Here is a 12,309-nt window from a genome sequence, read left to right on the forward strand (position 1 = left end):
TTTGCTATATCTATAAATAGCATTTATCGTTAAGCCAGTTATCCTAAGCTGTTAACTCACTCACCGCCAAGCCAAACAAGAAAAGCCCGTGAGAATAGTGAACAATGTGAAAGTGCGATAGCTCTCAGAAATGCCCCGTCAAATAAAGTAGCATAGCAAACCTAATATCAGCTGCCTGTAAGGCACTTGGCAGTACTAGAAACCGAGAAACAACAATGCAAAAAGTTAATGATTTTGATATCAAATTGCTTCACCTTTTTATTACCATTGTCGAATCAGGCGGCTTTTCTGCAGCGCAATTTAAACTAAACATGCATCAGTCCACCATCAGTACCAAGATGAATGACTTAGAAACACGGCTAGGCATGACCCTGTGCCATCGTGGTCGAAGAGGGTTCAGGCTAACCAGTGACGGACAAAAGATTTACCAGTACAGTAAAGAGCTCTTTAAGGATATCGCCCGATTTGAATGCCGACTCGATAGTATCCGCAATGTTTCTCATGGCCATATCCACCTAGCCCTCACCGACAATTTGGCCACCAACCCGCAGTGCAGAATTCAGCAGGCTATCCGTCACTTTTGTAACGACTTCCCTAGAGTCACCATCGATACCGATATCCGGGATTCCTACCAAATAGAGATGATGCTGCTGGAAGGAAAAATTGAGCTGGGGATCACCTCATCAGAAACACCAAAAGATGGCCTGAACTACACTTTTTTATTCAATGAAAAACAATGTCTCTACTGCTCGGCTGAGCACCCCATCCTGAACCTCGCCCGAGAGGTTCAGGTCGAGGATTTGCTTAAATACCCTATCGTCGAGCGCGGTCTGGCGCATAAAATCACCCCGCTCAGCGAAGCCAAGGATTTGATGCACCTCGCCAGCAGTACCAATATGGAGGCAACGGCACACCTGATCTTATCTGGTAACTTTGTCGGCTACCTACCCGATCACTATGCCTTTATCTGGGAGCAGCGCGGTGAAATGGTCAAAGTCAACGCACCTTCGCTCGAATACCTTGCGGATTTCCATCTAACCACCCTAGATTCAAAAGAACAGTCTCTCGCTGCAGCCCAACTGATGAATGCGATTGTCAACGTTCATCATAATCAGGATAAAGACTTACACACAGCCTAACACCTTATTACTTATAACTTATCAGCGGGATAAAACTTCTTATCCCGCCGATTTGATTTCACTATTTTCAATACATCGAATATAGGCAAAGTAACCATCTTAACCCCGCTATTTATTATCCCACTCAAAAAGCGCTAAATATTTACAAATAAAATCATACCCACCTGATATGCAGCCATAAAAGCCATTTTTATTTATTCAGGCGGGTTTATTACAAAGGTAAATCAATGAGCGTTTATCCATGCATTAATATTCGATTAAATACGATCACCCAAAATGCGCAACATATGGTAGCTACCTGTAAAAGCCATGGCATTTCCCCTGCAGGCGTGACCAAACTCGCCTGCGCCTATCCGGAAGTCGGACAGGCCATCATCAACGGTGGTATTCACCTACTGGCTGATTCCCGTATTGCCAACCTCAAAAAGCTGCAACAACTTGATGCCGAAAAGATGTTACTCCGGTTACCGGCAATCAGCGAAGCCTGTGAGGTTGTCCGCTATGCAGATATTTCCCTGAACTCTGAGCTGGCAACCTTGCAAGCCCTTTCCGCTGAGGCCGTCAAACAACACCGGCAGCATCAAGTCATTCTTATGCATGATTTGGGCGATCTTCGTGAAGGCGCATTCTTTGAGGAGGAGACGTTGGCTCTTGCCCGTCTGGCCATCACCCTGCCGGGCATCGAACTGGTTGGTCTTGGTACCAACCTAGCGTGCTATGGCGGTGTCGAGCCCAGTAGCGAAAACCAGAGTAGCTTGCTCACCATTGCCGCAAAGATAGAAACCGAAAACCAGATTAAGCTGAAGTATGTAACGGGTGCCAGCTCGGCCGGACTGAATATCATGCAACGCGGAGAGCTCCCTCGCGGGGTCAATCAGCTGAGATTGGGGGCCTCTCTGCTAATGGGGATCGGGCTTAATGATGATCCAGTTCCCAATACCCGCCAGGACACTTTTGATCTGTCAGTAGAAATTATCGAAATAAAGGTCAAACCCTCGTTACCAGCCAACTCCACAGCATTGGATGCCTTTGGCAATAAACCTCAATTTATTGACCGCGGGCTCCGCAAACGCGCCATCTGTGCCATTGGCAAACAAGATGTCGATATCAATCAAATCACCCCGCAAGACAGCAGCATCCTTGTCATTGGCGGTAGCAGTGATCACTTGATCCTGGACATCAGTGACAGCGACATCAACTACCGGGTTGGTAGCTTGGTTACATTCAACCTGTCATACAGCGGTGTCTTGCAGTGTATGACCTCCGAATACGTTAACAAGCATTTTATCTAGTTTCGCCTTCTACACAGAGCGGGCCGTACATGCCCGCTTTTACACGCCGCCATGTAATTTACAGCTTTCCTTTACTGTTCTTTGTTATCCCCGTTCATTTCCTTATCCATCATATTGTGCGTGTAATTTCCCGGCAGCCTATTCACCGCTTAAATATATATTCTCGAACACAGGACTCTTTTTATTCGTCACGTTAAATTATGCTGAAACAGAAAAACCACCAGCAATATTAATTACTGGTGGTTTTGCTATTACCTTAATCCTAATTAATTACATCATTGCGCCAATGCTTAAAGTGGCCATGATGAGCACAGTCAGCATACCGATAAGCGGAGCGACCCATTTAAGCCAGCGGACGTACGGCACGCGCGCAATGGCCAGTCCCCCCATCAGTACTGCTGACGTTGGTGTCACCATATTCACCAAACCGGATGCAGATTGGTAAGCCGTCACGACCAAATCACGGCCTACACCGGCAAAGTCAGCAAGAGGTGCCATAATCGGCATGGTCAATACGGCCAAGCCTGAGGAAGAAGGAACGACGAACGACAATAACACCTCAAGCCAATACATAACGTTGATGAAAACGATAGAAGACAGGCCCGTAACGGCGTGCTCGGCATAGTTCAATACGGTATCGGTGATCATTCCGCGGTCCATGATGACGACAATACCTCGGGCAATACCGATGATCAGGGCTACGCCCAACAAATCACGGGCACCGTTGATGAAACTGGATGTTAACTCCTCTTCGCTCATACGGGCGACTAAGCCAATGATGATGGTGGCAGCCAGGAACATGGCAGAAATTTCGGCCATCCACCACCCAGCCATAGCCACGCCGTAGATCATGATTCCGAACGATGCGGCAAATAGCGCCAGAATGATTTTGCGCGTTGTGGTAAATTCCAGCAGTTCATCAGACTGATTACCAAGGAAGAAGGCTTTGTTTTCTTCGTATTTGTCATAAACGATAGACTTGGTCTTGTCTTCACGAACCATTTTGGCATAGCGCATGACATAACCGACACAGATCACCCAACCAATCAGCAATATCGCAAAACGTGGTTCGATCCCATCTGTAAATGGGATGCTCGCAGCATTGGAGGCAATGACGGTGGCGAATGGGTTAATGGTTGAGCCAAGACTACCGATCCCGGCGCCTAGCTGCACGGTTGCCGCTGCGACCAAAGGGTCAAAGCGTGCTAGCATCATGACAGGAACAAGCAATGTATAGAAGGGAATGGTCTCTTCGGCCATACCGTAAATCGTCCCCCCTGCAGCGAACATCGCCATCAAGATGGGGATCATCAGCTCTTCCCGCCCTTTGAACCGTGCGGTTACACGCGCAATACCGGCATCAATCGCCCCCGTTTTGGTCACCAAGCCGAGGAAGCCACCGATCACCAGAATGAACAGGGCAACGTCGATCGCTGCCGCCTCATAGCTGTTGTGGTCATAAAAACCGTCTATCGGTGCCAGCAGGATATCCACGAAACCCTGCGGGTTGCTGTCTATGGGTTGGTAAGTACCACTTATAGGTACTTCTCTACCAAGCTCCTCATTCATCACGCGCTCATACTGACCTGCAGGAACTATCCAAGTCAGCAATGCTACAAACGCAATAAGGGCAAAAAGAATGGTGTAGGCTGAAGGAAATTTGAAGTTAGCAAAAAAGCCAGTTTTCTCTTCTTTTGTCGCGGTTTGGGTCGTCATTATTATCTCCTTGTCTTGCTACTGTCGCCAGTAGAAAACGGTCACTCTATGTACCAAACACTGAATAGAAATCGTTATTGGGAAAAAGAATTCATAGCATTATTCAAAGTTGTCTTTTATTAATACGTCACCATCCAAAATCATTGTTTTTCCTTTGGCAATTACGGAATGAATCGAGAAGTCATCATTAAAAATGCAGATATCTGCATCACAACCTAATTCAACTCGACCTTTATTTATTCCTAATGTATCGGCAACGTTAGCTGTCATCATTGCAATAGCCTGCTCTGGTTCAATACCTACATTGATTAGTTTCGGTAAAAATTCCAGGTTGCTATCACAGCTTGCCGCAACAATACCGGTAAGCTCGCCTTGCTCATTAAATTCCGGCAGGCTGCCATTGCCATCTGAGCTGGTGGTAATTCGGTCTGCAGCGACTCCAGATTCGAGGGCATGTTTTATCATCTGCTCTTGATCAGCAAAATTGCCAGGCGCAGACGTAATATCGATTTTCCCGCCTTTCAGGGCAAAGCCAATCGCTTCGTCAAACAACCCTGAATTGCGCTCGAGGTGGGTCGGCGAGAAATGCTTGATCGGTATCCCCATATCGAGGAGCTCATTGATCTTGTCAAATGCGTTGGGCAGATCGCCCATATGAATATGCAGTACACCTCGCTTGCCAGATAGCATCCCGGCAACCCTGATATCTGAGGTAATGCGAGCCAGTTCCTGTGTTGTTGGGAAAGAACAGCGGTGATCAGCCAAAGCGATTTTTACACCCAGAACAGACGGAATAAAGGCAATATCATCCCGAATCGCCCCGGTAATGGTCTTGGTTGGGACCTCGTAGGAGCCGGTATACATGTAAGCAGTCATGCCACTTTCCGTCAGTGCGGCGGCTTTGGCATACAAATCTCGAGGCGAGCGCGAGATACCATCGGTTCCCAGCACACCGATAACCGTGGTAGTGCCGGCCTGCAGCAGTTTTTTAAGGCTAACCTGCGGCACTCGGCTGCCAAAACCGGACTCTCCGCCACCGCCGATAAGGTGAACATGTTGATCAATCAATCCCGGCGTGGCGATTTTCCCGCAGCAATCAATCGTCGTGAGACTCGGCAGCCCGCAGACATTTAGGTCGGGCTCAATGGCGAGTATCTTTCCTTGTCCGATTAAAATATCGGTCTTGCCGACTTTATTGGGATTATAGAGATTCGTATTTTTCAGTAGGGTAAACATGATTCCTCTTCCTTTGGGATCGGTGATTTTTGATAACCGGACATATCAGACGGTCAAAAGGAACAAGCAAATAGAAGCGAGGCTTGGGTTATGGTTCTGCATATAAAGTACCTGCTGTCCTACCTTTGCTTGTTGGTTGTCGACATTGAACGCCTATTAGAGCAAAAGATAAATAGCGAGGTTGGGATAGTTACTTTGCGTGAAATCGATGTATTGAAAGCAAGAGGTAATATAATCATTTATATCATTAACTTACAAAGCAAACATTACTCTTAACCCTAGCTGTGTTAGACTCCCCGCAAGCAAGCACATTAGTGCTTGCTCGTTTTTATCGAACATATCGAGGCCCGATTTGAAATATTTTTCTCTTGTATTCATGCTAATAGCAGCACCTAGCTATGCGCAATCCCTGTGCCAACCCAATGAGGACTATATTACGGGTTGTGAGCTTCGAAATGGAAAAACCGTGAGCTTTTGCACCGGCAGCGAGGGGCTGACTGTTTACCGTTATGGCCGTGCCGGACAGGTGGAGCTTGCCGTCACTGAGCCTGAAGCCGGTACGATGCAGTTGAGCGGTGAGTCTTATTCTCGAGGTGCCGCATCCGAATACCAGGCAATGAACGGCAAATACCACTATAGCTTTACCGACGCAATATACGGCAACAATGATGCAAGCTACTTGATGCTAGAACTGGAGCATCGTGGCTACGAGGTACCTTGGCTGAATGAAAATAGCTTGTCACATCATACGATCAACAAGTCGTTAACCGTATCGCATGAAAACAAAGGAGAACTCACCTCTCTTTTGTGTCACGACGACAGCCATTTTTATGGTATGCCTCATAATGAGGGCCAATATATCCATATCATGAGAGAGGTGAGCAATAAGTACCATACTCAATGGCCGGAATCGATTTCCCAGTGCCAGGCCGACACCCGTTCTTGTGTCGCTATCTATGAAGATTTCAAACAGGAGTTCGCTTTGGTGTATTTTCTACCGGTTGAAAGCAGTGAATATATCAACCACAAGGCCTATTTGATCAAATCGGCTACGGGCGCAATGGCTGAAATCTCCCTCTCCCTCTTTACCACCGAAGCTATAGTTCACTCACTCGCTAACGCATTTCACCTAACGGTTGACGGCCAGCAGACGGTTGTTTCACTTGAACCTGCCAAGTAGGTGAGCGGCCCCTACCTTAGATAACTGAATATGTGTCGCCAGCTGGCACTGAATCAGCTCGCTCGCTTTGCAACCTGCATAGCAGAAGCCAATATGTTATTCTCAGTAAACGATAATCAATTTCACTAACAATTTGGGATAACCTGCCGTGCTTTCTTACTGTTTTGTCGGTTTCAGCATTGAACAAGGCCATACTGAATCCCCCTTAAAGAACGCGTTTCATGACTAAAACACAATTTTTTGCGCACTTTCTGCGTATGAATCGCAAGTCATACATACTGGCGATTTTTTTCATTTTTCTCGTTAACTGGCTCCAAGTCGAAATCCCCCGTTATATCCAGTTGGCCATTGATCTTATCGACAACGGCTCACCAGATGGCCACCAGCAGCTGACAACCTATGTGAGCATCGTGGTATTCATGGCTATTGCCATGGTTGTGGTTCGCATTTGGTCACGCATGTACGCACTTAATCCTGGCCGCGTTACAGAGGCAGCCCTCAAGAATATACTGCTGCACAAGTTGACCCGCTTACCCAATAACTTTCATAGCCAATTTGCATCAGGAAAGCTCATCTCGATCATCAATAATGATTTAGGTGGCGTCCGCCTGCTGTTTGGCCTTGGCTTCCTGCAATTTTTCAATGTCTTACTTGCGCTATCTCTCACACCTCTCTGGATGTGGCGCATTTCACCCGAGCTGACACTTTACTCCGTGATTCCTATCATCATCGCTTTTGTGATTTTCCGTATCGGCTTTAAACAAATGAAAACACTGCATATGGAACATATGCGCCGGTTGCAGAACCTCTCTGCCCAGCTGATGGGTTACTTGTCCGGGATCGATCTTATTAAGAGCGAGCAGATGTCTCCGTGGGTAAAAGACGAAGTCGAAAAGCTTAACCAACAACTGCTTCACTGCCGGATGCAGATCACCCGTATTCAGGTGTTTTTTATGCCTGTGCTGGATTACGCCAACAACCTCATGAAGATTGTTATCCTCGGACTTGGCGGTTATATGCTGATGAGCCAGCAGCTCACTTTAGGCGAGATAACGGCTTTTCTCAGCTATTCTGTCTTACTGGCTATGCCGCTGATGCAACTAGGGCGAATTGCGACCATCTATCAGCGCGGCATGGTTGGGATCGAAAGCGTGCAAACTATCCTCAATGCTGAGATCCCAGAGCAAGATGCAACGTCTCTGACGCACAATGAGCTTGATGCCTTACAGGCAGAAACGTTATCAGTACGAAACCTGAGTTTCAGCTACCCGGGTGACGAGGCTTTAGTTCTGGATAACGTCAGTTTCGATATCCCCCCGGGTAAAAAAATCGGTGTTCTCGGCAGCATCGGGGCAGGAAAAACCACTCTGGTCAACTGCCTCAATCACCATCTGGATGTACCGGCAGGCAGCGTTTTCCTCGGCGATAAAGACATCACCACTTTTGCCCGCTCCGACCTGCGCCGCTATATCAAAACGGTCACACAAGACCCGTATCTATTCTCGGCAACGGTAGAGGATAACATTCGCTTCGGCAGCCACGCCCCGGACATTGCGAAAACTCAAGTCGATGAAGTGTTGTCACTTAGCCAACTTTCTGGTGATGTTGGCCGTTTTGAGAACGGCGATCAAACCTTGGTCGGCGAAAAAGGGATCATGCTCTCCGGTGGCCAGAAACAACGTTTGAGCATTGCCCGAGCCCTGCTTGAGCCAAGTGATTTGATCATCTTGGACAATGTCTTGTCTGCGGTTGATTACGAGACAGAACGCAAGATTCTGGAAGGCTTGTTTGACCGTTTGCAGAATCAATCCGTCCTCGTCGTCTCCCATCGCGTTAACGCCCTCGAATATATGGATGAAATCATTGTTCTCAGTGAAGGAAAGGTGATTGCCAAAGGTGATCACACTACCCTGCTCCAAACTTGCCCTTACTATTTTGATACCTGGAAACTGCAACAGAGCGAAGCGGAGGCAGCAGCATGTTAAAGGGCATTGATGTTAAATACCTAAAGCACTTTTTTAAATTTGCCAAGAAATACAAAGGCTCTGCCATCCTGGGTATTTCCATGTTGCCGCTCACCATTGCAACCAGTTTGCTGTTCCCATGGCTGATTATCCAGGTGATTGATACTCACCTATCGCAGGAAAACACCAACGGCATGTGGCTATATATCATGGCCCTTGTTGGGGTTTTGATTGTCGACTACATTGTTGATACCACCTATTCTTACAACCTGCGCAAAACAGGCCAGTACACTATTACGGATATGCGTTCAGTGCTTGTTGACCGCGTATTGAGACTACCCCGCAGCTATTTTGATAACACACCAAACGGCGTGACGCTTTCTCGACTTACCAGTGATCTTGAAACCATTGGCGAGACATTCATCCAATCCGTTGTTGGGCTGGTTCGAGATAGCCTCAATACCATTGCTTTATTAGTGATGATGCTCTTTATCGACTGGCAACTGACACTGATTGTCTTGGTTATCATGCCACCGGTGATGTACCTGACGATGTATGTTCGCAACCGCCTGCGGGAACTGCACTTGACCACCCGTTCTTCATTGGCCCGTGGTATCGGCTATTTGCAGGAAGTGATCTTAGGCGTTAAAACCGTTCAGCTATACCGTGCTGAAGAAGCAGTCGAGCAAAAATACAAAGGCTATACCGATGAGTTTTTAAAAGCGCAGAAGAAGGTCAATAAATACGATGCCGTATTGTTTTCCTTCATCTCCGGTATTACCTCTATCACCGTAGCACTGATGATTTGGTACGGTTCTGGGCAAGTCTTGGAGGCGTCACTGACTTTGGGTGTGCTGATTGCGTTTATCAACACATTGGAGAAAGTGTTTGTACCTATCCGAGATTTCACCTCGCAAATTGCCTCGATCCAAAGCTCATTTGCTGCGTTCGACCATATAGAAGAACTATTCGTCGAGCCAATCGAAGAGGAAGGCCGTGATTTGCAGCCGACACACAAAGTGGAACAACAGCTTAAAAAGTTTGTCAGCCTTGAGTTCAGAAATGTCAGCTTCCGATACAAAGATGACGCCCCTTACGTGCTGAAAAACGTGTCCTTTATTTTGGAAAAAGGCCATCAGATCGCGCTGGTTGGCTCAACCGGCTCAGGCAAGTCAACGATTATGCGCCTGATCTCGAAAACCTATCAAGATTACGAGGGCAGCATCCTACTAAATGGCATTGAGCTTTCTGAAGTTGCCATTGAAGATTGTGCCCATCTATTTTCATTGATGATGCAGGATGTCCACTTGTTTGAAGAAACCATTCACTTCAATATTGCCTTGGGCAAAACAGGCATCTCACGCGAGCAGGTTGAGCAGGCATCGCGTTATGTTTACGCCAATAGCTTTATCGAGCAACTGCCACAAGGCTATGACTTCCCGTTAGATAAAAACGGCGCTAACCTTTCCGTTGGCCAAACCCAGTTAATCTCCTTTGCCCGTGCAGTGGCACAAGGCGGACAAGTCATGATGCTCGATGAAGCCACCAGCTCAGTTGATTCCATCACCGAAGACCTGATCCAAAAAGCCATGCAGCGCTTGTTCAAAGAAAAGACCGTTATCGCAATCGCCCACCGCCTTAGCACAGTGCGCCACTCGGATATGATCCTGGTTCTGGAAAAAGGCGAGATTGTCGAGCGGGGGAACCACCAAGAACTGGTTGCCCAAAATGGTATTTACGCAGGATTGCTCAATGAGTCGACGTTGCAGTCTTCAGCTCCAGAGCTAAATTAACAAATAAGTAACAGACTCAAAAACACAAATCAGGTGGCACCGTAGATACCACCTGATTTGTCAGTTGCGTGCATAAGTTATTTTACTTGCGCTTTATTGCATTACTGAGCGCCTAGGTTTTTAGCTGGTTGATGCATCATCTAATACCAATTTGGATAACAAACTGGCTATAGTGAGAGTAGACCCTGTCGGTATTATTGATTTACAAAAGAGGATTAAAACAAACTAAAGAAAAGCACCGAGAAGCTGTACAATACGCGAGTTGCGAGGTCGCAGCATGGGATACTCACTCACAGAAACCCTCAAAGTAGCCACTTATGTCTAAAGACTTTGATTTCACCACAGAATACACCATCGACAAGGCCTTTTTAGCAGAATGTTATGATCAAACTAGCCGTCCTGCTGTATTTCCACAAGCCTATTTAAAAGGAATACTTTTTCTTCTCTTTGGGGTGGTTTTAGTAAAATTTGAACTGCTACCCAGTGGTTACGTTGGTTGGTTCTTTATTGTTTTGAGTATTATTGAGGCGCTTAGTGTTTATTTTAAGAGAACCTGGTGGTTGTGGCGACAAACTCTCAGCATGAGCTCTGGCAGCAAAGTGGTATTTCACGTTGACATCTAACGATGTGAGTTATAAAAGCGGTAAAAACACCCGTAACATCGCCTGGAGTGAAATCGACCAACTTCAACAAAGCGATTTAGGTTTTATCCTTCATATGGGTAAACAGCGCCAATATGTCAGTAAGTCTTGCTTAAATGATGAAGTGATCGCGTTCATGGTAGAGCAGCACGCTGTATCAAAAATGAACTAACGTCAGCATTTTTTACCGCATATTGATCGTATATAGGTTCATGCTTCTGCAGTAATGTGTATGAGTAAGTTAGTAATATTGACTGCTGTTAACACTTTCCAATGAATTAATTTGACCAAAATTTGAGAGCTCTAGTACTGTTTAATGAACACATAACAAAAAAGTAGGCGCTAATCGTGGACGGAAATACACTGTTTCATTACACCTCAACAGACGGACTCTTTGGCGTTATGCTCAACAAAGAGATATGGTTTACCGATTACCAGTTTCTAAACGACAAAGGGGAATTCAAAAAAGCGTTACATGCCCTGACCGGGCGGCTGCGTGACTCGGAGTACACCGCATGCAGTAAGATCTTGGAAATGCTCCTGCACCAAATCGAAACCCAGCACTCCATGTGTGTCTGCTCATTTTCCGGTACCAGCGATTCTTTAACTCAATGGCGCTTTTATGGTGATGATTGCCGCGGCAGCTGTATCGGTTTTCGGTCCGATGTACTGAAAAACAACACCAGTGATAGTCCCTCACTAACCTGTTCTGCTCACTACTTTAGCGGAACGCTGATGCTGAGTGAGACATTCAAGTGTAGCTATGACCCACTACATAACTATATTGAGGAAACCATTTTCCTGTTCAAAGAGCTGTTTGATTATTTGAACGCCATTGACATGCAGCATCAACATGAGCAGCAAAGTGTCCTGGAAACCTTGGCGCCACATTACAAGTCCTCGCTCTTTTCCTTGCTCAAAACCCTGTTTGCCTGGAAACATCATGACTTTATTAACGAAGATGAATCACGCGCCATTGCGCTGGTTCCGCTGAACGAACTGAGCTATCGCGTGAACCGTAACCTTATCACGCCATATTACAAACGTACCTTGGAAGATGTCTTTTCTATGGAGTCGATAAAAGTCATCATTCTCGGGGCAAAATCCGACAAAAGAAACTCACTGGCTATCTCTAGCTTAACGTCACAATACGGCGAGCAAGCTCTGTTGTGGGGAGCCAACGCCAGAGAGCTATCAGAAACAAGGCCTGAAACCTATGAGGATGTCGGGCAATGTGCCAGGCATAAAACGCAATATAATTAAACTCACATTACCCCGCCCGTACTAAAAAGGCCCCTCACTAAGAGGCCCTGCTTGTCGTTAAATCAATCAGCATAACTGATGTTCA

The 12,309-nt window shown here is 46.5% G+C and carries 8 protein-coding genes and 1 pseudogene; 7 read left to right on the forward strand and 2 right to left on the reverse strand.

The annotated features are described in order from the left end of the window. Positions 1-215: 215 nt before the first annotated feature. Positions 216-1,139 (forward strand): LysR family transcriptional regulator, encoded by a 924-nt coding sequence (locus C9J03_RS10865; protein WP_044623149.1) that lies wholly within the window; start codon positions 216-218, stop codon positions 1,137-1,139. Between the two features lie 227 nt (positions 1,140-1,366). Beyond that, the gene (locus tag C9J03_RS10870) at positions 1,367-2,431 is read left to right on the forward strand and encodes an alanine/ornithine racemase family PLP-dependent enzyme (RefSeq protein WP_044623148.1); all 1,065 of its coding nucleotides are present in this window, start codon (positions 1,367-1,369) and stop codon (positions 2,429-2,431) included. A 270-nt stretch (positions 2,432-2,701) separates the two neighbouring features. Here C9J03_RS10870 and C9J03_RS10875 read toward each other — a convergent pair whose 3' ends face one another. Next, positions 2,702-4,147: a YfcC family protein gene (locus C9J03_RS10875; protein ID WP_044623147.1), complete on the reverse strand. Its 1,446-nt coding sequence runs from the start codon at positions 4,145-4,147 to the stop codon at positions 2,702-2,704. Positions 4,148-4,246: 99 nt separating this feature from the next. Further along, positions 4,247-5,383 (reverse strand): beta-aspartyl-peptidase, encoded by a 1,137-nt coding sequence (gene iadA, locus C9J03_RS10880; RefSeq protein WP_044623146.1) that lies wholly within the window; start codon positions 5,381-5,383, stop codon positions 4,247-4,249. A 466-nt stretch (positions 5,384-5,849) separates the two neighbouring features. Here iadA and C9J03_RS10890 point away from each other — a divergent pair, with 466 nt between their 5' ends. The 5 genes and pseudogenes from C9J03_RS10890 (at position 5,850) to C9J03_RS10910 (ending at position 12,224) form a co-directional block, all read left to right on the forward strand. Continuing rightward, entirely contained in the window at positions 5,850-6,563 is a 714-nt protein-coding gene (locus C9J03_RS10890) for a hypothetical protein (RefSeq protein ID WP_044623144.1), read from the forward strand. Positions 6,564-6,784: 221 nt separating this feature from the next. Beyond that, a complete protein-coding gene (locus C9J03_RS10895) occupies positions 6,785-8,548 on the forward strand; it encodes an ABC transporter ATP-binding protein (RefSeq protein ID WP_044623143.1) in 1,764 nt (587 codons plus the stop codon). After that, positions 8,542-10,320, forward strand: coding sequence for an ABC transporter ATP-binding protein (locus C9J03_RS10900; protein WP_044623142.1), 1,779 nt, complete (start codon positions 8,542-8,544; stop codon positions 10,318-10,320). The genes C9J03_RS10895 and C9J03_RS10900 overlap by 7 nt, the downstream gene beginning before the upstream one ends. Before the next feature lie 317 nt (positions 10,321-10,637). Next, a pseudogene (locus C9J03_RS10905) lies at positions 10,638-11,133 on the forward strand (YcxB family protein). A gap of 176 nt (positions 11,134-11,309) precedes the next feature. Next, positions 11,310-12,224 (forward strand): DUF2971 domain-containing protein, encoded by a 915-nt coding sequence (locus C9J03_RS10910; protein ID WP_146149073.1) that lies wholly within the window; start codon positions 11,310-11,312, stop codon positions 12,222-12,224. Positions 12,225-12,309: the final 85 nt, after the last annotated feature.

It is taken from the genome of Photobacterium gaetbulicola (assembly GCF_003025515.1).
Lineage (GTDB): Bacteria > Pseudomonadota > Gammaproteobacteria > Enterobacterales > Vibrionaceae > Photobacterium > Photobacterium gaetbulicola.

Excerpts from the sequence above, each read along its gene's own strand:
- C9J03_RS10865 (WP_044623149.1), top strand. The coding sequence starts at position 216 with ATGCAAAAAGTTAATGATTTTGATATCAAATTGCTTCACCTTTTTATT.
- C9J03_RS10870 (WP_044623148.1), top strand. The coding sequence starts at position 1,367 with ATGAGCGTTTATCCATGCATTAATATTCGATTAAATACGATCACCCAA.
- C9J03_RS10875 (WP_044623147.1), bottom strand. The coding sequence starts at position 4,147 with ATGACGACCCAAACCGCGACAAAAGAAGAGAAAACTGGCTTTTTTGCT.
- iadA (WP_044623146.1), bottom strand. The coding sequence starts at position 5,383 with ATGTTTACCCTACTGAAAAATACGAATCTCTATAATCCCAATAAAGTC.
- C9J03_RS10895 (WP_044623143.1), top strand. The coding sequence starts at position 6,785 with ATGACTAAAACACAATTTTTTGCGCACTTTCTGCGTATGAATCGCAAG.
- C9J03_RS10900 (WP_044623142.1), top strand. The coding sequence starts at position 8,542 with ATGTTAAAGGGCATTGATGTTAAATACCTAAAGCACTTTTTTAAATTT.